Below are 22,170 nucleotides of genomic sequence, written 5' to 3'. Positions count from 1 at the left end.
AAAACCCTTATTCTATATCTTCAAACAAATCTGTACAAGATGCTATAGATTATGCAGGAGACAAAGAAATTTCTGGCCTTTTGGTAGTTGATTCTAATTCAAAATTGGTTGGAATAATCACTGAGAGAGACTTACTTTTTGCAGATCCACATCTCAAAATACAAGATGTTATGACTAAAGATGTAGTTACTGCAAAACTAGGGGTTACATTAGATGAATCTAAGGAAATTCTTCACAAACATAGAATTGAAAAATTACCAATCGTTGATGATTCAGGAATGATCAAAGGATTGATTACAACTAAGGACATTACAAATAACGCAGATTTTCCAAATGCATCTAAAGATAAGAAAGGGCGACCATTAGTTGGTGCTGCAGTTGGAGTAAAAGGTGACTTTTTGGAAAGAAGTGAAGCCCTTTTAGAATCAGGCGTTGATGTACTTGTTGTAGACATAGCCCATGGACATAGTGAAAATGCCATGAGTACAGTTCGTAATATCAAAAAAGCATTTCCTGATTGTGAATTAATTGCAGGAAATATTGCAACTGCTCACGGTGCTGAAGACTTGATCAAAGCAGGAGTAGATGCAGTAAAGGTTGGGGTTGGTTCTGGTTCAATTTGTATTACTAGGGTAATTACAGGTTCTGGCGTTCCACAATTAACTGCAGTAATGGACTGTGCAAAAATCGGAAAGGATTATGGCATTCCAATAATTTCTGATGGTGGTACTAGAACTTCTGGCGATGCAACAAAAGCTTTAGCTGCTGGTGCGTCGTCAGTAATGGTAGGGAGTATGCTGGGAGGAACTGATGAATCCCCCGGAACTGTTTTAACCAAAAATGGTAAACGATTCAAAGTTTACAGAGGAATGGCTTCTTTAGCTGCTTCTATTGGTCGAAAATCCAAAGAGACAGGCTCAATTTCACTGGATGACGATCTTAATGATTATGTTGCAGAAGGTGTAGAAGCTATGGTTCCTTACAAGGGAACTGTTACTGATATTTTAAAACAACTTACAGGCGGTGTTCGTTCTGGTTTAAGTTATTGTGGTGCTCATACAATTCCCCAAATGCAAGAAAATGCTGAGTTTATTAAAATGTCTAGAGCTGGATTTGCAGAAAGCCAACCACACGATGTTTCTTTAATGTAGATAATTTAACCACGCTCATTTTGTATTGGTTATCTAACTTTATACTCAATTATATGATGATCTGCTATTTGGGATCTTGATCCAAATACCAAGTTTATCAACTATCAGTAAAAAGGCAAAGTCTAATTCATATGTAAAAATTTGATAATCATTCAAGATATGATTTAAAGTTAATATGAGTAATTTCAAAATTGAATTTATTGGAAATTTTACAGCTCATATCTAAAAAATTACAAAAGATTAACATTATCCATATTATTTTTACATCCTTTTCAATCCACATGTTTGTAATATCTCACCCAAACTTTGAGGTGTTGGATGAAGTATTTTTTACAACTTTTATGAGATGGTTCATGCTGGGAATTGATCATTCGCCATACCAACTTCCGGGATTATCCTTTATTGTCTCTCCGTTTGTCTATGTGTTTGGGGACAACTGGGCATCTTGGAGATTTCCAATAGTCATATTTGGAATGGTTTTTTTGTATTTTTCTAATAAAGTAATTGAACAAGTATCAACCAAAAAAATTGCAATTATAACCAGCATAATTATGGCGTTCAGTCCTGTGATCTTTGTATCGTCCTCATTGATGTTAAGAGACATGCCAGTTATGGCAATAGGTTTTTTCTCAATTTATCTATATTTTAAACAAAAATACTATTTTGCAGCATTACTCATAGGATTATCCGCACTAATCAAAGAAACAGCAATATTTTTTGTTATGTTCATTGTAATCTATCATGTTCTCAATAACAAAGAGGAACTCATTATAGCAGTCAAGAATATACCAACATATCGTTTTAAGTTCATCAAAACTCCGCTAATTTTTTTGTTAATAATGGCAGCATCGTTTTTGATTCCTCTAGCGATTTATGACAACACCATAACTGTTTTGGAATACTCTACAAGATATCCGGAATACTTTGCAGTAAATGAAAACTTTGAACCAGGTGTCATGCGATTTGATATCTTGAGGAGTACTACTGAAATATATCAAAAACCAGTCGAACAGTTTAACTATGTATCTCAAGTGACAGACCCAATACATCATTTACAGGTTATATTTACAAAGGGATATTATACACAGCAGGAAGTTGCCACAAATGAATTCATTGCATCATTTCTCCCAATTCCAAGTGGTAAAACCGTTCATAATATTACATATGGATATGATAAGACGTACATAGATGAAGAAGGGATAGAGAGACATCAAAAAGAATATTCAACTTTATGGGTTCAATCAATAATCAACTATACTTGGTGGCATTTTGGTTTTTGGAGTTGCATTATACTCATGGGCTATACAATATTTCAGAGAATTAAAAATAAAATACAAATTCCCAAAGACATAACCTTCATATTTTCTGGATTTGTTTTCTTTGTCCCATATTTGATAATAGATGCACTAAGAGATACTTTTGCATATTACATGATCTATTTTTTACCAGTAATGGGGGTGGGACTAACGACCATCATCTATAAAATTCCAAATAAAACCATACGTTTCTTGATATTCGCAGCGTTTCTTTTGGCAATCATCAGTAATTTTTTGTACATATTCCCAATGTGGGGATTTTAACTAAAACCACTTCATTATTAATTTCATATGTCTTTCCGGTAATTTTTTAAGCAGTATCCAAAATCATTCAAGTATGCTTTCCAAAAGAACTATCATTGGGTTGATAGTTGGAAGTGCAATAATTGCAATTGGTGGATATTCACTAATTACACATATTGGAACAATTACTATTAATGAGAATTATTCACTAGCAGTTGGTGACTCTATACCTTATACAATTCCTGCACCTAACCATACACCACAACATATGCAAATCACAGGCGATTCTTTTGATCTCAAGCTTGAAAGCCCAAGTACTGGTTTACAAATTCCAAACATGACTTCTTACAAAGATGAATTAACTTTAGATTGGGTTCATGTTGCAGATGGCGAAACAAAAATTCTCATTAAAAATACTGGTAATTCAGAATTATTAATTACTGGGGTTTTGATTAGAAGTTCTGATCCGATATGGTTTACCTTTGATCTCATGGTGATTACCTCTGGAATGGTAATCATTGGATTTAGTATGGGTTTTACTCTACGAAAACCGAAAGGATTTTAGCTTAATTTTGCAGATGGATATGAACCCAAAACTTTCATGAAGAGTGTTTCTTGTTTTATTTTTTCTAGCATTTCTGAAATTTTAGGATTGTTTTGATGTCCTTCAAAATCTACATAGAAATTGTACTCCCATGTGTTTGATTTTGTTGGTCTTGATTCTATCTTTGTAAGATTGACGTTATTTTTGTAAAAATTCTCTATTATTCTGTATAGTGAGCCTGGCTCATGTTTTATTGAAAATATTATTGATGTTTTATCCCTGCCTGTTTCAGGACTGTTTGTTTTTGATAGGATCAAAAATCGTGTGTAATTATTTAGATTGTTTGCAATGTTTTCTGAAATAATTGGCATTTCGTATATTCTTGCTGCATCTTTACTGGCTATGCTTGCACAATCTTTTCTGTTTAATTCTTTTACAATTTTTACACTTCCTGCCGTATCATATGATGGAATTGTTTTCATGTTGTGTTCTTCGATAAACCTTCTACATTGACCAAGAGCTTGCGGATGAGAATAAACTGAATTAATTTCTTCTAATTTGCCAATCCCAATTAAGCAATGCTCAATTCTCTGATATATCTCACCTATTGCATTAAGAGATGTTGAATATAACAAATCATAACTTTCACCAACACTTCCTTCTAATGAATTCTCCACAGGTAAAATTGCATATTCTGATTTATCATTAGATGTGTTTTCTAATACTTCTGCAAATGAAGCAAGAGGTACTGTTTGAATTTCTTCATTAAAAAATGATCTTGCAGCAGCTTCACTATATGCACCCCGTTCGCCTTGGAACGTAACATTAATCATTTCTTAGTCACTCAGATTGATGAAATCCATGTGACCAAAGTTTGTAGAAAGTTTTCTTTCATCAATCCATGAACACTCTGTACATTTTATAGCATCACGCATGGTTATCACTTTGCCACCACATTTTCTACATTTTGTGTATAAAACCCCTAGATGTGGTTCATCAATTACTGCATGAATTGTACCGTTAAGATGACTGATAATTTTTAATGTGACTATATCGTTAACCAATGCTACATTTCTTATTCGCATATTTCGCGTAGAACACACACATTCAACTTTGGATGTTGTGGGTTTTCCATTAATGTAATCAATTGATACTGCAATCATTGATGACATAACAGCCGCTACTGTTCCAATTACAATATCTCCTACTCTGGGAATAGAAAGCATTTTTGGATGTTTGATGCTTGCAGTTCGTGTTTCCTTGTCAAGGACACTTTCTCCCACCGTCGCCGCACGAACCATATCACCATCATCAAAGGTGTTGAATCCGGCCTCATATTCCTCAATTGATGCTAATTTGTCACCTGGAAACACGGCATTTTCAGACATGGTTGGATTTTTGTTTTTATGATTATAATTGTTTGTGGTCTGTAAAGTCTTGATAAATCATATATCACTAAAAACTTGAAAACAATCATGAAAGCTTTGGTGTATGATGAATATACTGTTGATGATGATTTTTCTAAAATTTTAAAAATTAAGGATATCCCCTTACCTGAACCAAAACCTCACGAGGTAGTTTTCAAAGTAAAAGTAGCGGCACTCAATTATGATGATATTTGGGGAATGAGAGGTAAGCCTTTGGCAATCCCACTACCTCATATTTCTGGAACTGATGCCGCAGGTGAAGTAACTGCCATTGGTAGTGATGTAAAAAATATCAAAATAGGTGACAGAGTAGTTTCCCATGGAAACATGTCATGTAGAGTCTGCAAAGCATGTACTAGTGGAAAGGAATATGATTGTAGAAAGCGAGCTATTTGGGGTTTTGAAACTGGTCCATTATGGGGTGGATATTGTGAATTTACACATTTACCAGAAGTAAATGTTGTAAAGATCCCAGATGGTGTATCATATGATCAAGCCGCTGCCGCATCTATGACTTTGTTGACCTCTTGGCATATGCTTGTTGGTAGAGCAAAAATTCAACCTGGACAATTAGTTTTGATAATGGGTGGGAGTTCAGGTGTTGGAAATTATGGAATTCAAATTGCAAAACTTTTTGGATGCACTGTAATTGCTACTGCTAGTCCTGACAAACTAAATAAATTATTGGAGTTGGGAGCTGATTATGTAATAGACCATAGAAAAGAAGACTGGCACAAAGAAGTAAGATCAATTGCAAAAAAAATTCCAAAATATGGTGATGTTCCTGGTGTTGATGTAATTTTTGAACACATTGGTGGCTCTCATTGGAACAAAGAGCTTACTTTGTTAAATTATGGAGGAACAATTGTAACAACTGGTGCAACTACTGGTTATGATGCAAAAACAGATTTACGGCATATTTTCTTTAAAGGGATTAACATTTTAGGCTCAACTCAAGGAACAAGAGCCGAATTAGAGCAAGGTCTCTATTGGATGTCTCAAGGAAAAATAAAATCTATAATTGATTCAGTATATCCATTAGATAAAGCAGCAGAAGCTCACACAAAAATGCTCAAAGGCAAAGGACTTTTTGGAAAAATCTTGATGAAACCAGGATCTGACTAGATGACCGATCCTAAAACAAACTCAATTTTAGATGAAGGAAATAGATTGTTTCTGCAAGGAAAATTAAAAGATGCAATAACATACTATGATAAAATCCTAGACGATAATCCTCACCACATTAGCTCCCTTAACAACAAAGGGTATGCTCTAAGCAAACTCAAAGATTTTGATAATGCCATCAAGTGCTATGACATGGCTCTGCAAATCAGTCCTGATGATCTTTCGGTTTTAGTTAACAAAATATCGTGTTTTCGTAAACAAGGGAACTTTACTGATGCATTATTGTTATGTGATAAAATCTTAGAGATGAATCCAAAATATAACATCGCACTATACCACAAAGAGCGAATCTTGTTTTCTTTGGGAAGATATGAGCAATCTGTACTATGCTGTGATAGAATATTGAGTGACTATCCTGATAATGGTGATGTTTTGTTTGATAAATCCTGCAGCTGTGTGATGCTCTCAAAAAGTGATGAGGCACTTGATCTACTAGAGCATGCAATTTCTCAGGGAGTGCAATACAAAGTTAAAGCAAAAAAATCTAAATCATTTGAAGGATTATCTAATAATTCTAGATTCCAAAAATTAGTATCGTGATTACAACCAATGTGGAATTTCTAGATATTCCTCAATGCTCTCATTTCGTAAAATTCTGAGAAGAGCATTTGCCTGAGGGCTAGATAAAACTGGTTTGTCAAACTGATTATCTGTAGAAATTCTAGGACATGCTACTTGCACAAAGGCATCTATCCCTTTTAGATTTCTTAATCTCTCATTTGTAATGTCAGTTAGTGCAAACAGTTGAACCTCTTTTCCCTCTTTTTCCAACTCTTTTTTAATTTTTAAGGCAAAGACTTTGGATAGCTGTCCTTCTTTCAATCCTACAATAACTCCAAACGTTTTTGCATCAGCTGCTTTGTAAATTGCAAGAGTCGCCTTCTTTTTTAATTTCTGGGCAAACTCTGTAACCTCTCGTACTTCATTAAAATAAGGATCTAAAACATAAGTTGGTAAATTTGTTGATAATGCAATTCCTGCTGCATGAAAATTACTTTGTCCCAAAAATACATAGGCATCCACTTCTTTTTTTAGTGCTGTTGCAGGATAAAACTCACAACCAAATACTTGTCCATCATTTAACTGTCCTTTCCCCTTTCCAATTTTGACTATAATACCACCTTCTGTCAAAATTTTTTCAACTTTATCAACTTGATGTAAATGCTGACTGTCTGTGACTAGAGAAATTGTTTTTCCTTTTAATACATCTGTGCATTTTTTTGCAACACTGTCAAACTCTACATCATCATATGCATCAATTAGAACCAAATTTTTTTCTAATGATTCGGTATTGATTGTATGGCCTATGTTGAATAAAATTTCTGCACCAAGAATTTTTGCACCATTGGTATTAAGATCACATGTCCCCCACGTTGTATCTGCTAACACATAAGCTGGAATTCCAAATTTTTTTGATATTCTTATGGCGGTCTCTTGAACTTGGGGTAAAATACCATCAGGCCCATTTAGCGAAACTGATGCTGGATTTTTATCTTCAATCTCTTTGAAAATTCTCTCTTCGTCTATTACGATCAATTTAGCTTGGAATACAGTGTTATTAATTTAAATCAACTGCACCGTACAACAACTAAAAATGTCAGAGTTTTGAAAATGAATTATGGGCAAAGATACCATTCTTAATGTTGGATTTGATGATACTGATTCTCCCAAAGGAATGTGTACTACATTTCTAGCCTACAAAATTGTAGATTTACTTCAAAAACAAAAAACTCAATTTCTTGATTTTCCAAGATTGATTAGATTCAATCCTAATATCCCATGGAAAACTAGAGGTAATGGTGCAGTTTCATTCAAAATAAAGACTGAAAACCCCTCCAAAATAAAAAATCAAATTAAAAATCTTGTCTCAAAATACTCTGATGTAAAAAATGGTGCAAATCCGGGACTGGTATTTTTTGAAAGTGATATCATTCCTTCTGATTTTGTTAATTTTAGTAATCTTGCATTGTGGCAATTAATCAACAGAAACAATGCAAAAAGATTTGCTAAAAAAAATAATCTAGAGATTTTTTACCAAGGAAATGGACAGGGATTAGTTGGTGCAATCGGTGCAATCGGATATGCTTTTGATGATCACACGTTGGAGCTTTTGAGTTATCGAAAAAAATCAAAGTTTGGAAAAGAAAGAAAAATCTCAAGTGATAGTGTGAAAACTATGCAGGAGAAAACTTTTCCATACACCTACAACAGTTTTGATACAAAGAAAGGACGAATTCTAATTACCCCCCACGGCCCTGATCCAGTTTTCTATGGAGTCCGAGGAGAAAACATAGATTCACTAGTTTATGCAACAAAGATTTTGAAAAGTGATGAAAAACTAGATGGTTACATGATCTTCAAATCTAATCAGGGAACTGGTGATCACTTGAAAAACGAACTGAGTTTTGAAAACATGAAACCCTATTCCTCCGGAAGAATAACTGGGATCATATCAAATTCTCCGAAAATTGTCAAAGGCGGTCATGTTTTTTTTAAAATTCTCTCTCAGAATCATGAGTTTTGGTGTGCAATTTACAAGCCAACCGGACTTTCTACAATCGCATTAAATTTGATAGTAGGAGATAAAATTTGTGTAGGGGGAGGAGTTAGAAAAGCCTCAAAAAATTTCCCCCGAATAATTAATTTGGAGTTTCTTGATGTTATTGAATTGGAAAAACACATTGAATTATCAAATCCATTATGCAAAAAATGTAATAAAAAAATGAAGTCAAAAGGACAAAATCAGGGATTTCAGTGTATTCGATGTGGAAAAAAATCTTCTAAAAAAACAACAATTGAAGTTCCAAGAAAAATCAAAAAACAACTGTATATTCCAAAAATATCTGCTCATAGACATCTAACCAGACCTTTGCAAAGAATTGGAACTATTAACAAAACAACAAGATTCGACAAATCTCTTCCCTGGTTTTGTGTTTATGAAAAGTAGCGGGGAGTAGATTTGAACTACTGAACTGCGGGTTATGAGCCCGCCGGGATGACTTAGCCCTAAATAGTCTGGCTTCCCCACCCCGCTGAACATAAATGAAGTTCAGCGGTATATACGCTTTATCAAATTCTTGAAAGTAATTAATATGATTTGAAAAGATTGTCTTTTCGTGGATAAGAAAATTCAAATCATTGCAATTGCAATCGCTGTAGTTTTTTCAATATTTGTTTTAACTTCACCATCGGATCCAATTTCATTACCTGATCCTTATTCAAACACTAAAAGTGATTTTGTTTCCATAATAGCTGAAAATCTTGACAAACCACGTGCAATAGCTGTTTCTGAGGATAGAATATTTGTTACAGAAAAAGATGGATTCATTAGAGTTATCCAAGACGGTATATTGTTAGAATCACCATTGGCATCATTAAGATCTGCTAATGTCTTTGATGGTGGATTGCTAGGAATTACACTACATCCAGATTTTTCTAATAATCATTACATCTATGTATTTTTGACTTATGATGAGGATGGAAATTTGTGGAACAAAATTCTAAGAATTACTGAATCTGAAAATAAACTAAAAGACGCTCAAACCATATTTGATAAAATCCCTGGTTCTTCTTTTAGTAATGGTGGTTTTATAAAATTTGGACCTGATGGTAAGTTGTATGTGGGAACAGGTACTGTTTCTGATTCATCTCATCTTCCTCAAGACCTTAATTCCTTATCAGGAAAAATTTTAAGACTAAATGATGATGGAACAATCCCTGATGATAATCCATTTTCTAATTCACCTGTGTATTCTTTGGGATTTAGAAATCCTCAAGGGATGACTTGGGATGATGATGGAAATTTGTATGTTGCAGAATTTGGACCTGAAAAAAATGATGAGATTAATCTAATTCAAGCAGGAAAAAACTATGGATGGCCTGAACAACAATGTTCTGGTGATAAAAAATTTGAAAATGCCCTTCTTTGTTATGATCCAAGTATAGAGCCAGGAGGCATTTTGTTTTATTCTGGCGATACACTTGATTTTGAATCTCCATTTATCATGGCCTCAATGCGAGCTGCTAATCTTTACCAATTAGATTTTGCAGAGGGATTAAGTTCACAAAAATCTATTCTTAGTGGTATTGGACGAGTTCGTGATGTAGTGCAAGGCCCAGATGGAAGCATCTATGTAATTACTTCAAATACCGATGGAAAAGGTTTTCCAGATGGTACGGATGATAAACTATTGAGGATATTGAAATAAAATGCCTGATTCGTCAATTTCAAAGTTCTTTGAAAAAGCAAGAAAAGATAGATTGGATATCGTTGCCAATTTTTCAAATCTATCTGATGACGAAATTAGTATTTTAGAAAATGAAAATGGTGGAATCTCTTTTGATAAAGCAGATAAAATGGTAGAAAACGCCATTGGTACATTTTCACTTCCTTTAGGAATTGCAACAAATTTCAAAATTAATGGAAAAGACTATCTCATACCAATGGTTATTGAAGAACCATCTGTAATTGCAGCTGCATCCAAAGGAGCAAAAATTGCTAGAATAAAAGGTGGATTTGAAGTTTCTGCAGATGAATCATACAGCATTGGCCAAGTACAAATATTGGATGTAGTTGATATTTCATCTGCAATTTTACAAATTAAATCATCTTCAAATGAAATTCTTGAATTGGCTAATTCCAAAAGCAACACTTTATCCAAAATGGGAAAAGGTGCAAAAGAGATCTCTTGTAAAGAAATCGATACACCATCTGGCAAGATGTTAATTGTAGAACTCTTAATTGATGTAGGAGATGCAATGGGTGCAAATGTTACAAATACGATGTGTGAAGCTATATCTCCATTAATTGAAAAGATTACAGGAGGAAGATCACTCCTACGTATTTTATCTAATTATTCAACTCGAAGAATTGCAAAAGCAAAAGCAGTGTTTGAAAAAGAAGCCGTGGGAGGTGAAGATGTAGTTGATAATATCATCAAGGCGTTTGAATTTGCTGATAATGATGTGTATAGAGCAGTTACTCACAACAAAGGCATCATGAATGGGATTGTTGCTGTTGCAAATGCAGTTGGTCAGGATAGTAGGGCTATTGAAGCTGCGGCAAACGCATATGCTGCAAAATCTGGACAATATCGCTCACTTAGTAAATGGAGTAAAGATAGTGACGGTAATTTAGTTGGAACATTGGAGATTCCTCTTTCTGTTGGAATTGTGGGTGGAATTGCAAATGTTCATCCTGTGGCTAAAGTTTGCACAAAGATTCTTGGGGCTATATCTGCACAGGAATTGTCTTGTATTATTACCGCTGCTGGTTTGGCTCAAAATTATAGTGCCATACGAGCTCTTGCAACTGAAGGAATTCAGAAAGGACACATGCGTTTACATGCAAGAAATCTTGCAGCAGCTGCTGGCGCCACACCTGATCAAATTGATGAAATTGTCCAAAAAATGATTGAAGAAAAGAAAATTTCACTTGATATGGCTAAAGAATTACTTGAGCAAATTTAAACATGCGATTATATAGATAAAAAGTGAAAAAATTGAAAATGTCTGAAGTAAAATTTGCTATTCCTAAAGGAAGTCTGGAAGTAGCTACTTTCAAACTTCTGGAAAGATCTTGGACTAAAGTAAATAGAAAAGATAGAACATATCGTGTATACCTTGATGATCCAAGTATAGTAGTGAAAATGCTTCGACCTCAAGAGATTCCAACCTTGGTTGCAGAAGGACTGTATGATGTGGGTATTACTGGAAAAGATTGGGTAGGTGAAACAAATTCTGATGTTGAAGCAATTTTAGATTTAGAATATGGAAAAATCAGGTTGGTTATTGCTTTCCCTGACAAATATCATTACAAAAATCTCGACGATATGATAGCAGATTATGGTAAAAAGAAGAAAACACTTCGTATTTCTTCAGAGTATCTTACAACTGCATCAAAGTTTCTAAAACAATGCAAGTCTTATAAAAAATATTATGGATCTAAAGATCCGCTTATTGTTACTCCCTGGGTTCGATTGGGAACTAACAAAAGTGTTCAAATTCATTTGTCCTTTGGAGCAACAGAGGCAAAACCCCCTGAAGATGTTGATGCAATAATGGATGTAACTGAAACTGGTACTACTCTTAAACAAAACAAACTGAAAATTGTAGATGAGGTGCTTACATCTACAGCACATTTGATAGTAAATAAAAAATCATTAAAAGATCCAAAAAAGCGCGAAAAAATCTTTGATATCGTTACTCTTATGAGAGGTGCAGTACATGGCAAAAAATATCTACACATTTACCTCAATGTGGAAGAGAAAAACCTGAAAAAACTTTTGTCACAGATGCCTTCACTCAAAAAACCTACCATAAGCCCACTAAGTGAAGAGGGATGGTTTGGAATTAACACCGTCATAAAAAAAGAGGAATTTCACAAACTTATTCCTAAACTCAGAAAGATTGCCCAAGGTCTTGTAGTTCATGAACCACGACAAATACTCGAGCTTGAGGAGATCAAGCGTGATGAAGAGAATTGATGAGAACAATCAAAGTAACTAATGTTGAAAAATTTGCAGCAAACATTACCCCAAAACAGCCTCAAAATAACAAAACTATAGTTGAATCTATCCTGCAAAATGTTCAAAAAAATGGCGATGTTGCAATTCGCAAATATGAGAAAAAATTCAGCGGTGTAAATCTTTCATCATTACAAGTATCTAAAAATGAAATAAAAAACGCGTACTCCAAAGTATCCAAGGATGAGCTTGATGCATTACGTTTTGCAAAATCTAGACTTACAAAGACAGAGTCTACAATTAAATCATTGTTAAAAAATAAAACAATTAACAACAATGGAATAAAAATCTCTAAAAAATTTGTTCCAATTCAAAGCGTTGGGTGTTATATTCCAGGCGGATTGGCAAGATACCCAAGCTCTGTAATAATGTCTGTGGTTCCAGCTAAGATTGCAGGTGTTAAAAGAATTGTAGTTGTATCTCCTCCAAACTCGGATGGACAAATTGATCCTCTGACAATTGTCACTGCTGATATTTGCGGTGCTGATGAAATTTACAAAACAGGCGGGGCACAATCTATTGCTGCACTATCATATGGTACTAGGAGCATCTCCAAAGTTGATAAAATTGTTGGTCCTGGCGGTGCATTTGTAACTACTGCAAAATCCCTGATCAGCGAAGTTACTGGAATTGATATGCTTGCAGGTCCTACTGAATTGGGAATTATTGCAGATGATTCTGCAAATCCTAGATTCATTGCATTGGATTTAATATCTCAAGCAGAACATAGCAATGACACATTTTGTTATTTGATAACAACTTCGAGTAAACTTGCAAAATCAGTTGATAAAATTATCTCAGAGTTTATAACAAAAATTCAGAGAGGAAATTTTGTTAAAACGAGTCTAAAAAATAATGGTTTTATTGCAATCTGTAAAACCAAATCTGATATGGTAAAACTTGCAAACATTCTAGCTCCCGAACATCTACAAATAATGACAAAAGATCTTGAATCCCTATCCTCTAAAATTACCAGTCCTGGACTAGTTTTGCTTGGAAATAACACTCCTTCATCTGCTAGTGACTATGTTCTAGGCTCAAATCATATTCTTCCAACCAATGGCTTTGGAAAAATTCGTGGTTCGCTTTCAGTATTGGACTTTATCAAGATAAGTACTCAGGTAACCTGCTCTAAATCATCACTGTCTAAAATTTCAAAACATCTTCAAGTTCTGACTGAATCTGAAGGACTAACTAATCACTATGAAGCAGTAAAAGGTAGATTGAAATGAAAAAATTCTGGTTTGATGAAAAGATAAACAAATTTTCCTTCATCGGTGGATATCAGAAACCTGAACTTATTTTAGATGCTGTAAAGCTTGATTCTAATGAAAACTATGTAATTCCAAAACAATTTCAAAGTGACATTATCTCATCTGCAAGAAAGAATTCTGATGTAAGACAATACCCACTTGGTGGTGTAGAGCGATTAATAGACATGATATCTAAATTTGTCAAAATGCCTTCGTCTATGATTGGTGTTGGTAATGGCTCTGATCAAATCTTGGATTTGATATTGTCAAATTTTGCATCAAAGCAAACCAAGGTTCTTACATCAAATCCCACATTTGGATTCTTTGAAGAACGATGTAAACTCTATGACATACCATTAATTGCACTTCCATTTTCAAATGATATGAAATTAGATATTAAGGATTTTGAAAAACAATCTAAAAATGCAGACATTCTTTATCTTGACTCTCCAAACAATCCCACAGGATTTCAGTTTTCAAAAAATGAATTGCAAAAGCTTGTCAAATCTTTTGATGGTCTTGTGATTATTGATGAGGCATATGGAGAATTTGGAAAATACTCTCTTGCAAGTATGGTGAAAACTCAAGAAAATCTTATTGTTGTTCAAACTCTCTCAAAATCATTTGGTTTAGCTGGACTAAGATTGGGGTATTTTATTGCAAGCAAGAAATTTACTGATGTATTTATGAATATATTGCAATACCCATACCCTCTAAGTACAATTACTATTGAATCTGGAATTGAGGCTTTGGAAAAATCAAATGTTATGAAAGATGCTGTAAACAATATCAAAGTTGAGAGAAAAAGAATCATAGAGTCGTTGCAAAAATACGACTCCTTTCATGTCTTTGATTCTGAGGCTAATTTTGTGCTTTTTGACGCTCAAGGATCCTACAAACGGGTCTATGCAGCACTTGCAGAACAAGGAATATCCATTCGCAAGTTGGGAAAAATTGGAAACCATGAGGGATGTCTTCGAGTAACTATTGGAACAAAAGAGATGAACTCAAAATTCTTACTGGCTATCCGTGATTTATTGGGATGACTCTGACAAAAAGATCTGATGGAATCTATGTTGATGATTCCTGCGTTGATACAATAAAAAAATTGGACGCCATAATCTTTGACTGCGATGGTGTCTTAATTGATATTACACAATCGTATGACTTGGCAATCATTAAAACAACTCAATATGTGTTGGAGAATATTGCAAAAATCAATGATGCTATAGATGTTGATTTTAAAATAATTGATGGATTCAAGTCAACTGGTGGTTTCAATGATGAGGTTGATTTAGCATACGCTGCAATTATCTCTCTATTTGCTGCAAAAAAATTGCAAAAAGATCAAACTGACTTTATCTTTGATGTGATTAATCATGCTGATTCTACTGGCATTGTATCTGTAGAAAAATATCTTAAAGATATAGTTGATATCTCTGACATCAAAGAAAAGTTATCATATCCTGGAACCCACCATGAAAATCCTCTGTATAAAATATTTGATCAGCTATTTTATGGACCAAAATTATATGAAAAATTATTTGGAAATACATCTAAATTTACTGAACCGGGTTTAATTGAGCAAGACGATGTTATCTTAAATGAAAAATTAATTCAAACATTACAAAAAAAGTTTGATTCAAAAATTGGAATGGTTACAGGTCGTGGAAAAGAGTCTGTAAGTTACTCCATGAAGGAGTTGTTAAATGAATTTGATTTGAACAACTCTGCTTTCTTGGAAGATGAGCCACGAGAACTTGCAAAACCTAATCCGAAGCGACTATTGGATTCCATTCAAGGGATGAACAGCGTATCAACTTTGTATGTTGGGGATTCAATGGAGGACTTTATCATGGCAAAAAAAGTATCTGATTTAGGTCACCAAACAACTTTTTGTGGAATAATTGGAACTAGCAAAAATCCTCAAGAAAAACTAGAATTATTTGAGAAAAATGGCGCTGTTCTGGTACTTGATTCAATTCATCTGATTCCGAAGGTCTTAAATTTAGAATAATTCAGATTAGATAACCTGTGAGAAATATGAAACCACGAAAGGCATCTATTAAACGAAATACCAAGGAAACAGGCGTAGAAGTTACTGTAAATTTGGACGGAAATGGCAAAACAAGCATCAAAACTGGCATTAACTTCCTTGATCACCTGATAGTGTCATTTGGTACCCACAGCATGATGGATCTTAAAGTCAATGCAAAATCAAATGACGGAATAGAACACCACCTAATTGAGGACACTGCAATCACAATAGGTTTGGCAATTGACAAAGCATTGGGAGCTCGAAGTGGCATCACGAGATTTAGCTATGCGTCAGTTCCAATGGATGAGTCTTTGGCTGAAGCTACAATTGATTTGGTAAAGCGTCCTTTCTCAAAGTTGACTCTATTGATTAAGAGAAACAAGATTGAAGACATCTCCAAAGAAGATCTGGAACACTTTTTCCAATCACTCTTGCAAAATCTGAATAGCTGCATTCACCTTACTGTAAAGTATGGCGAAAATGATCATCACAAAGTCGAAGCTGCAATAAAATCACTCGCAGTTGCATTTAGATCAGCATCATCATATGACAAAAAACAAAAAGGCATTCCAAGCACTAAAGGTTCAATGTAATGACTAGTGTTGCAATTTTTGATTATGGTGCTGGAAATATTTTCAGCCTAAAAACATCTCTTGAAAAAGCAGGAGCTACAGTTGATGTTATAACTAATTTTGACAAGCCTAATGGATATTCTGGATTACTACTTCCTGGTGTTGGAAACTTTGATCCTGCAGTCAAAAGCATTACAGAATCTTCAAAAATAAAATTCAAAGAATATGTTAAAGATGGTACACCTGTATTAGGAATTTGTCTTGGAATGGAGATGTTCTTTGAAAAAAGCCAAGAAGGAAAAGAGAAAGGTCTGAAAATAATGAATGGCGAGGTGATAATTCTTCCTGATTCCATGAAAGTTCCTCACATGGGATGGAATGATCTTGAGATTAAAAGACCTGGTAAAATTTTGCAAGGAGTGGATAATGGTGCTTGGGTTTACTTTGTTCACTCTTATCGTGTAAAGCCTAACTCTAATGATATAATTACTGCAGAAGCAGATTATGGTATCAAAGTTCCAGCAGTAGTTGAGCAGGACAACTTCTTTGGAACACAATTTCATCCAGAAAAGTCTGGCTCTGTTGGAAAAATTATGATAAATAACTTTCTTGATGTGTGTAAAAGATGAAGATAATTCCTGCAATTGATCTTATGAATGGGCAAGTGGTTAGATTGTACAAGGGAGATCCAAAACAGAAGACAGTATACAGTGATGATCCTGTACAAATTGCCAAAAAATGGGAAGCAGATGGCGCAGATATTCTCCATATTGTGGATCTTGATGCAACCTTGGGACTAGGCTCGAATTTATCTATAATTAAGAAAATTCTTGAGGAAATATCAATCCCAGTTGAGGTAGCTGGTGGACTACGAGCTGAATCGCTGGTTTTAGATGTAGCAAAAATTGCAAACAGAATAGTAATTGGAACTTTGGCATTCAAAGACAAAGAATTACTAAAAAAATTGCTTGTATCATTAGGGCATGAAAAAATTGTAATCTCTGTTGATCACAAAGACGGTGAGATAGTCATTCATGGATGGCAAGATGGAACTGGAATAAAACTAATTGATTCCATCAAAGAGTTTTTGGAAATGGGTTTTACTGAATTTTTACTTACAAATGTAAATCGTGATGGAACGATGCAGGGTCCTGATTTAGAATTTTTGGAGCAAGCATGTAATATGAAGAAAACCAATATTATCGCAAGTGGTGGTATCTCAAATATTGATGATGTAATATGTGTAAAAGAAAAAAATGCATTTGGAGTAATTTTGGGAAAAGCCCTATATGAAAATAAAATTACAATACAAGAGGCAAAGAAGATAGCATGACACTTACTAAAAGAATTATTCCATGTCTTGACGTTAAAAATGGCAGAGTTGTGAAGGGACTCCACTTTGAATCAATAAAAGATGCTGGTGATCCTGTTGAACTGGCTGAAAAATATAGCAATGAAGGAGCAGACGAATTGGTATTTTTGGATATCACCGCATCTGATGAAAAAAGAAAAACAATTAAAGATTTAGTAAGAAAAATTGCATCAGTTATTGACATCCCATTTACTGTTGGTGGTGGGGTTAATTCTCTTGATGATGCTAGGAATATTCTTCTAAACGGAGCTGACAAAGTTGGAATCAACACTGGTGCAATAAAAAATCCTCAAGTGATAACACAGTTAATGGAATTATTTGGAAGGCAATGTGTTGTAGTTGCAATTGATGCTAAAAGAAATTACTCACTCAAAGAAGATGTTAAAATTTTTTCTGAAGATGGTAAAGATTTTTGGTATGAAGTTTTCATTTATGGTGGAAAAGAAGGAACTGGAATTGATGCTATATTTTGGGCAAAAAAAGCAGATGAACTTGGTGCTGGTGAGATTCTACTTACCAGCATTGATAAAGATGGAACCAAAGATGGCTATGACATATTATTGACAAAATCTATTGTTGAATCTGTCTCAATCCCTGTAATTGCTTCTGGTGGATGTGGAAAACCTGATGATATGGTTGACGTATTTGTAAAATCTAACGTTGATGCTGCTTTGGCTGCCTCAATTTTTCACTATGCAACTCATGGAGTAAATGGTGTAAAATTGTATCTTAAAGAAAAAAAAATTCCTGTAAGATTATAATAGCTAATTTTTGAATTTAAAATATGAATAAATCCATTGATGATATAGATTTTGATAAAAGTGGAGGTTTAGTTCCAGTAATTGTTCAGGATGCAAATACCAAAGATGTTTTGACCTTGGCATATTCAAATAAAGAATCATTGGAGTTAGCAAAAAAAACCGGCAATACTTGGTTTTGGAGTCGTTCACGAAATAAGCTTTGGATGAAAGGAGAAGAATCTGGTAATACTCAAAAAATAAAAGAAATCCTAGTTGATTGTGATTCAGATGCAATCATCTATCTTGTTGAACCAGCAGGTCCTGCTTGCCATACTGGTGAGAAAGTTTGTTTTCACAATAATTTGGAATAATAAATTAACATACTGATTGGTAATTACTTTCTTCACCGGGAAGAATATCTTTAGTTATTTTAAATTCTAAATTTGGATAATCAGTGCCCCTAAAAACAACTCTCCAATCACCAATAAAATCGTCTACTGTACAATATCCATTACTTTTTGATAGTTGTGGTTGCAAATAATAATTAAATGCTGGTTTCTTCGCACCATCAAATGGAATTGTCCAATAAACAGAATAATGTGTACTGTTTAATGGTCTGAGAAAAACAATTTGTCCTTTTTCATCATAGTTTAGTCCACCTATCAGTACAAAAATTTTCTCGCCCAAAAGATATTCACTTCGATCAATTTGAAATGGTCCTGATGTAATCCATTCTCTTGGCTTTGGCGAGTATTCATTTTCTAGATTGATCTTTTCAATCTCATCTAATTTGTCCTGAATTTCTGGTGTTGTCTCCTCCTCTGGTGTTATTTCTTTATTCAATACATCTTCTACTTCCATAGTATCTGATTTTTCAAATGAAAGTACAACTCCTAAAACAACTAAAACCCCTATAACTGCAATAATTCCAATTATTATGCCCTTGTTCATGCTGATAATTTTTTAAAAATCTCTAAAAACCTTCTCATTTTTGAAATATTCATAATTATTTAGATTTTCCAAATTTTTCCTTGAAAAATATACATTAATTTCCTATTTTGTACTGTCAAAGATGATTCACACTATATTTTTATTGAGTTGAATTAAGTAACACTTAACTTGATATTAGGATTTTTTATCTATCTTATTAAAGGAAAAATTGATCTTGACTAGAACCTCACTCCAATGCAGAGAATGCAAAAAAGACTATGATACTGCCTTCAAATATGTTTGTGATGAGTGTTTTGGACCCCTGGATGTAAAATATAACTTTCCTACAATTACAAAAGATACATTCTCTAATCGTGTGCATACCTATTGGAGATATTTTGAATTATTACCGATAGAAGATAAATCAAACATTGTAAGCATTGGTACAGGAATGACTCCTCTCATTAAGGCTGATAATCTTGGAAAAAAATTAGGACTAAACAATCTTTACATAAAAAATGACTCTGTAAATCCAACATTTTCATTCAAAGACAGACCTGCAGGTGTCGCAATATCAAAAGCTAAGGAATTTAGACTCTCATCTGTTGGTTGCGCGTCTACTGGTAATTTAGCATCAGCCACTGCAGCACATGCAGCAAAGGCTGGATTGCCATGTCATGTATTTGCACCAAGTAATATCGAAATGGCAAAAATTGCACAGGCATTATCATATGGTGCAAATTACATCGCAGTTGATGGAACCTATGATGATGCAAACAGAATTGCAGCTCAAATTGGTGATAGTAAGGGAATTGGCATAGTAAATATCAACATGCGCTCTCATTATGTGGAAGGCTCTAAAACATTTTCATTTGAAGTTGCAGAACAGCTTGGATGGCAAGTGCCTGATCAGTTGATAGTTCCAGTAGGTAGTGGCGCAATGCTTAATGCAATTTGCAAAGGATTTGAGGAATTAGAAACTGTGTCATTGTTAAATGATGTATCCAACATGCACATGATCGCAGCACAACCACATGGATGTGCTCCTATTGTTGATGCGTTCAAGAAAAATTCTAAAGAAGTAATTCCAGTTGAGAATCCTGATACTATAGCAAAAAGTTTAGCTATAGGTGATCCTGGTGATGGCAGATATGTTTTGAAACGTTTAGCTCAATACAATGGATTTGCAGAAGAATGTAATAACAAAGAAATTCTTGATGCAATTTTACTCCTTGCACAAACTGAAGGAATATTCACAGAACCAGCTGGTGGGGTATCAGTGTCTGTGCTTCAGAAAATGGTGGAACAAGGGAAGATTGATGCAAATGACAAAGTAGTGTGTTATGTAACTGGTAATGGTTTGAAAGCAACAGAGGCTATAATGGAAGTTTTGAAAAAACCCACAGTAATGAAAGCAGACATATCTGAAATCTCGGCGGTAGTAAACTAATGGCAAACATCGTATTTACTATTCCATCTGTACTCAATCAAAGTGGCGGTGAGAAAAAAACAGAAATTTCTGCGGACTCGCTACAAGATGCATTTGTAAAAATCTCTAATATGATGGGTGATGATTTTAAGAGGCGAGTTTTGGAAGGTGATGGAACCCCACGTTCATTGATAAATATCTACATTAACGGAAAGAATGCAAAATTTTCTAGTGGTATGGACACTATTCTTAAAGATGGAGATGAAGTGTATATCTTACCTGCAGTAGCTGGTGGTTCAGAAGAATTATCTACAAAAGAACTTGATAGATTTTCACGACAAGTTATGCTTGAAGAGATTGGTTATCAAGGACAATTAAAACTAAAAAATTCCAAAGTATGTGTTGTTGGAACTGGTGGTTTGGGCAATCCCATAACATCAAGACTGGCTGCAATGGGTGTTGGAACTTTGCGTATTGTTGATAGAGATGTAATTGAACTATCAAATTTACATAGACAGACAATGTTTGATGAAGATGATGTTGGTCAAGTTAAAGTTGAAGTAGCTGCAAAAAAATTACAAAAACTAAACCCTGACTGTAAAATAGAATCTCTAGCAATATCCGTTAATGATTATACTGCACTCGAAGTAGTTGAAGGATGTGACGTTGTGATTGATGCACTTGATAGCGTTAATGCTAGATATGCATTAAACAAAGCATGTGTGAAGTTTGGAATTCCATTTGTTACAGGAGCTGCAGTTGGAGTTTCAGGACAAGCGTTCACTATATTGCCCAAAGAATCTGCATGTTACTATTGTATGTTTCCTGAATTGGATGAAGATACAATGCCAACATGTAGTATTGAAGGAGTGCACCCATCAATACTTTCAATTGTTGGTGGAATAGAAGTTGCAGAAGCTGTAAAAATAATAATTGGAAAAAAACCAAGTCTGTCTGAGAGAATCTTACATATTGATTTGGAAAATCTTGATTTTAACAGCACTAGAACATTCAGAGCTGAAGAGTGTCCGATTTGTGGAACAGGAAAACTTGATGTTATTCCAAGAAAAGAACTAATTTTAGAAGAACTATGTGGTAGAAACAGAGGAAAGAGAACTTATTCCATTACACCCACTGAAACATTTGATGTTGATGTAAATGCTGTAACTAGTATAGCAAAGCAAAAAGGATTCATTATTGAAAATCAGGGGGACTTGGGATTATCCATGAGAACTAATGAATTATCTGTAAGCTTTATGAAGAAGGGTTCTGCCGTAATAGTTGGACCAAAGGATGAACCTGAGGCCATTGAATTATACAAAAGTCTCTTGGGAAAGGAAATCAAGGCTTAATCTAGTCTGTAAAAATTACATAAATCTATAAAAATAATGTAAAATATTTGGATCAATTTAATAATCATAATGATATTTATAATTTTTATCAATG

Annotated in this window: 23 protein-coding genes and 1 tRNA gene; 19 read left to right on the top strand and 5 right to left on the bottom strand. The window is 34.3% G+C overall.

Going from position 1 to position 22,170, the window contains the following annotated elements:
- The 3 genes from guaB to BD31_RS06265 form a co-directional block, all read left to right on the top strand.
- Window positions 1-1,151: IMP dehydrogenase (gene guaB / locus BD31_RS06275; protein ID WP_008300032.1), on the top strand; the 1,151-nt coding region annotated here is incomplete at its 5' end.
- Between the two features lie 200 nt (window positions 1,152-1,351).
- Window positions 1,352-2,731: a glycosyltransferase family 39 protein gene (locus BD31_RS06270; protein ID WP_008300064.1), complete on the top strand. Its 1,380-nt coding sequence runs from the start codon at window positions 1,352-1,354 to the stop codon at window positions 2,729-2,731.
- A 73-nt stretch (window positions 2,732-2,804) separates the two neighbouring features.
- Window positions 2,805-3,275: a hypothetical protein gene (locus BD31_RS06265; RefSeq protein WP_008300094.1), complete on the top strand. Its 471-nt coding sequence runs from the start codon at window positions 2,805-2,807 to the stop codon at window positions 3,273-3,275.
- On the opposite strand, the gene pheA is transcribed toward BD31_RS06265, so the two are convergent.
- The gene (gene pheA, locus BD31_RS06260) at window positions 3,272-4,087 is read right to left on the bottom strand and encodes a prephenate dehydratase (protein WP_008300024.1); all 816 of its coding nucleotides are present in this window, start codon (window positions 4,085-4,087) and stop codon (window positions 3,272-3,274) included. The genes BD31_RS06265 and pheA overlap by 4 nt on opposite strands.
- A gap of 3 nt (window positions 4,088-4,090) precedes the next feature.
- Window positions 4,091-4,642: an exosome complex RNA-binding protein Csl4 gene (locus BD31_RS06255; protein WP_008300074.1), complete on the bottom strand. Its 552-nt coding sequence runs from the start codon at window positions 4,640-4,642 to the stop codon at window positions 4,091-4,093.
- Window positions 4,643-4,729: 87 nt separating this feature from the next.
- On the opposite strand from BD31_RS06255, the gene BD31_RS06250 reads away from it, so the two are divergent.
- A complete protein-coding gene (locus BD31_RS06250) occupies window positions 4,730-5,806 on the top strand; it encodes a zinc-binding dehydrogenase (RefSeq protein WP_008300077.1) in 1,077 nt (358 codons plus the stop codon).
- A complete protein-coding gene (locus BD31_RS06245; RefSeq protein ID WP_008300079.1) occupies window positions 5,807-6,406 on the top strand; it encodes a tetratricopeptide repeat protein in 600 nt (199 codons plus the stop codon). It abuts the gene before it with no gap.
- On the opposite strand, the gene dph2 is transcribed toward BD31_RS06245, so the two are convergent.
- Window positions 6,407-7,402 carry a diphthamide biosynthesis enzyme Dph2 gene (dph2, locus tag BD31_RS06240; RefSeq protein ID WP_008300086.1) on the bottom strand — a complete coding sequence of 332 codons (996 nt, stop codon included), beginning with the start codon at window positions 7,400-7,402 and terminating at the stop codon, window positions 6,407-6,409. It lies immediately after the preceding gene.
- An 82-nt stretch (window positions 7,403-7,484) separates the two neighbouring features.
- Between dph2 and BD31_RS06235 the strand changes: the two genes are divergently transcribed.
- Complete coding sequence (locus BD31_RS06235) at window positions 7,485-8,813, top strand: tRNA(Ile)(2)-agmatinylcytidine synthase (protein WP_008300099.1); 1,329 nt, start codon at window positions 7,485-7,487, stop codon at window positions 8,811-8,813.
- Here the strand turns inward: BD31_RS06235 and BD31_RS10085 are convergent.
- Window positions 8,811-8,900 (bottom strand) — tRNA-Met (locus BD31_RS10085). The genes BD31_RS06235 and BD31_RS10085 overlap by 3 nt on opposite strands.
- 82 nt (window positions 8,901-8,982) lie before the next feature.
- On the opposite strand from BD31_RS10085, the gene BD31_RS06230 reads away from it, so the two are divergent.
- The 11 genes from BD31_RS06230 to hisI are packed head-to-tail and all read left to right on the top strand — an operon-like array spanning window position 8,983 to window position 18,736.
- Complete coding sequence (locus BD31_RS06230; protein ID WP_008300027.1) at window positions 8,983-10,074, top strand: PQQ-dependent sugar dehydrogenase; 1,092 nt, start codon at window positions 8,983-8,985, stop codon at window positions 10,072-10,074.
- Between the two features lies 1 nt (window position 10,075).
- Window positions 10,076-11,335, top strand: coding sequence for a hydroxymethylglutaryl-CoA reductase, degradative (locus BD31_RS06225; protein WP_008300034.1), 1,260 nt, complete (start codon window positions 10,076-10,078; stop codon window positions 11,333-11,335).
- A gap of 38 nt (window positions 11,336-11,373) precedes the next feature.
- A complete protein-coding gene (gene hisG, locus BD31_RS06220; protein WP_048097522.1) occupies window positions 11,374-12,351 on the top strand; it encodes an ATP phosphoribosyltransferase in 978 nt (325 codons plus the stop codon).
- Window positions 12,351-13,622, top strand: a complete 1,272-nt coding sequence (gene hisD, locus BD31_RS06215) for a histidinol dehydrogenase (protein ID WP_008300053.1) — start codon at window positions 12,351-12,353, stop codon at window positions 13,620-13,622. The genes hisG and hisD overlap by 1 nt, the downstream gene beginning before the upstream one ends.
- On the top strand, window positions 13,619-14,689 hold the full coding sequence (gene hisC, locus BD31_RS06210) for a histidinol-phosphate transaminase (RefSeq protein WP_008300047.1): 1,071 nt from the start codon (window positions 13,619-13,621) through the stop codon (window positions 14,687-14,689). The genes hisD and hisC overlap by 4 nt, the downstream gene beginning before the upstream one ends.
- Window positions 14,686-15,660 (top strand): HAD family hydrolase, encoded by a 975-nt coding sequence (locus tag BD31_RS06205; RefSeq protein ID WP_008300097.1) that lies wholly within the window; start codon window positions 14,686-14,688, stop codon window positions 15,658-15,660. The genes hisC and BD31_RS06205 overlap by 4 nt, the downstream gene beginning before the upstream one ends.
- A 26-nt stretch (window positions 15,661-15,686) precedes the next feature.
- Window positions 15,687-16,274 (top strand): imidazoleglycerol-phosphate dehydratase, encoded by a 588-nt coding sequence (locus tag BD31_RS06200; RefSeq protein ID WP_048097521.1) that lies wholly within the window; start codon window positions 15,687-15,689, stop codon window positions 16,272-16,274.
- Window positions 16,274-16,882, top strand: coding sequence for an imidazole glycerol phosphate synthase subunit HisH (hisH, locus tag BD31_RS06195; protein ID WP_008300066.1), 609 nt, complete (start codon window positions 16,274-16,276; stop codon window positions 16,880-16,882). Before BD31_RS06200 ends, hisH begins: the two co-directional genes overlap by 1 nt.
- Window positions 16,879-17,586 carry a 1-(5-phosphoribosyl)-5-[(5-phosphoribosylamino)methylideneamino]imidazole-4-carboxamide isomerase gene (hisA, locus tag BD31_RS06190; RefSeq protein WP_008300016.1) on the top strand — a complete coding sequence of 236 codons (708 nt, stop codon included), beginning with the start codon at window positions 16,879-16,881 and terminating at the stop codon, window positions 17,584-17,586. Before hisH ends, hisA begins: the two co-directional genes overlap by 4 nt.
- Window positions 17,583-18,386: an imidazole glycerol phosphate synthase subunit HisF gene (hisF, locus tag BD31_RS06185; protein WP_008300018.1), complete on the top strand. Its 804-nt coding sequence runs from the start codon at window positions 17,583-17,585 to the stop codon at window positions 18,384-18,386. The genes hisA and hisF overlap by 4 nt, the downstream gene beginning before the upstream one ends.
- 23 nt (window positions 18,387-18,409) lie before the next feature.
- A complete protein-coding gene (gene hisI, locus BD31_RS06180; RefSeq protein ID WP_008300070.1) occupies window positions 18,410-18,736 on the top strand; it encodes a phosphoribosyl-AMP cyclohydrolase in 327 nt (108 codons plus the stop codon).
- Between the two features lie 4 nt (window positions 18,737-18,740).
- On the opposite strand, the gene BD31_RS06175 is transcribed toward hisI, so the two are convergent.
- The gene (locus BD31_RS06175) at window positions 18,741-19,316 is read right to left on the bottom strand and encodes a hypothetical protein (RefSeq protein ID WP_008300058.1); all 576 of its coding nucleotides are present in this window, start codon (window positions 19,314-19,316) and stop codon (window positions 18,741-18,743) included.
- Window positions 19,317-19,530: 214 nt separating this feature from the next.
- On the opposite strand from BD31_RS06175, the gene BD31_RS06170 reads away from it, so the two are divergent.
- Together BD31_RS06170 and BD31_RS06165 are read left to right on the top strand one after the other, a co-directional pair.
- The gene (locus BD31_RS06170; RefSeq protein WP_008300082.1) at window positions 19,531-20,745 is read left to right on the top strand and encodes a threonine synthase; all 1,215 of its coding nucleotides are present in this window, start codon (window positions 19,531-19,533) and stop codon (window positions 20,743-20,745) included.
- Window positions 20,745-22,076, top strand: coding sequence for a ThiF family adenylyltransferase (locus BD31_RS06165; protein WP_008300020.1), 1,332 nt, complete (start codon window positions 20,745-20,747; stop codon window positions 22,074-22,076). Before BD31_RS06170 ends, BD31_RS06165 begins: the two co-directional genes overlap by 1 nt.
- Window positions 22,077-22,170 lie beyond the last annotated feature (94 nt).

Origin of the sequence: Candidatus Nitrosopumilus salarius BD31, from assembly GCF_000242875.2 — an archaeon.
Classification (GTDB): Archaea; Thermoproteota; Nitrososphaeria; order Nitrososphaerales; family Nitrosopumilaceae; genus Nitrosopumilus; species Nitrosopumilus salarius.
Note: the sequence above shows the minus strand (reverse complement) of the source record. Positions and strands in the feature narration are given on the sequence as shown.

What these genes read in the sequence shown, in the direction of transcription:
- BD31_RS06265 (WP_008300094.1), top strand. Translation starts at nt 2,805, where the DNA reads ATGCTTTCCAAAAGAACTATCATTGGGTTGATAGTTGGAAGTGCAATA.
- pheA (WP_008300024.1), bottom strand. Translation starts at nt 4,087, where the DNA reads ATGATTAATGTTACGTTCCAAGGCGAACGGGGTGCATATAGTGAAGCT.
- BD31_RS06255 (WP_008300074.1), bottom strand. Translation starts at nt 4,642, where the DNA reads ATGTCTGAAAATGCCGTGTTTCCAGGTGACAAATTAGCATCAATTGAG.
- BD31_RS06250 (WP_008300077.1), top strand. Translation starts at nt 4,730, where the DNA reads ATGAAAGCTTTGGTGTATGATGAATATACTGTTGATGATGATTTTTCT.
- BD31_RS06245 (WP_008300079.1), top strand. Translation starts at nt 5,807, where the DNA reads ATGACCGATCCTAAAACAAACTCAATTTTAGATGAAGGAAATAGATTG.
- BD31_RS06235 (WP_008300099.1), top strand. Translation starts at nt 7,485, where the DNA reads ATGGGCAAAGATACCATTCTTAATGTTGGATTTGATGATACTGATTCT.
- BD31_RS06225 (WP_008300034.1), top strand. Translation starts at nt 10,076, where the DNA reads ATGCCTGATTCGTCAATTTCAAAGTTCTTTGAAAAAGCAAGAAAAGAT.
- hisG (WP_048097522.1), top strand. Translation starts at nt 11,374, where the DNA reads ATGTCTGAAGTAAAATTTGCTATTCCTAAAGGAAGTCTGGAAGTAGCT.
- hisD (WP_008300053.1), top strand. Translation starts at nt 12,351, where the DNA reads ATGAGAACAATCAAAGTAACTAATGTTGAAAAATTTGCAGCAAACATT.
- hisC (WP_008300047.1), top strand. Translation starts at nt 13,619, where the DNA reads ATGAAAAAATTCTGGTTTGATGAAAAGATAAACAAATTTTCCTTCATC.
- BD31_RS06205 (WP_008300097.1), top strand. Translation starts at nt 14,686, where the DNA reads ATGACTCTGACAAAAAGATCTGATGGAATCTATGTTGATGATTCCTGC.
- BD31_RS06200 (WP_048097521.1), top strand. Translation starts at nt 15,687, where the DNA reads ATGAAACCACGAAAGGCATCTATTAAACGAAATACCAAGGAAACAGGC.
- hisH (WP_008300066.1), top strand. Translation starts at nt 16,274, where the DNA reads ATGACTAGTGTTGCAATTTTTGATTATGGTGCTGGAAATATTTTCAGC.
- hisA (WP_008300016.1), top strand. Translation starts at nt 16,879, where the DNA reads ATGAAGATAATTCCTGCAATTGATCTTATGAATGGGCAAGTGGTTAGA.
- hisF (WP_008300018.1), top strand. Translation starts at nt 17,583, where the DNA reads ATGACACTTACTAAAAGAATTATTCCATGTCTTGACGTTAAAAATGGC.
- hisI (WP_008300070.1), top strand. Translation starts at nt 18,410, where the DNA reads ATGAATAAATCCATTGATGATATAGATTTTGATAAAAGTGGAGGTTTA.
- BD31_RS06175 (WP_008300058.1), bottom strand. Translation starts at nt 19,316, where the DNA reads ATGAACAAGGGCATAATAATTGGAATTATTGCAGTTATAGGGGTTTTA.
- BD31_RS06165 (WP_008300020.1), top strand. Translation starts at nt 20,745, where the DNA reads ATGGCAAACATCGTATTTACTATTCCATCTGTACTCAATCAAAGTGGC.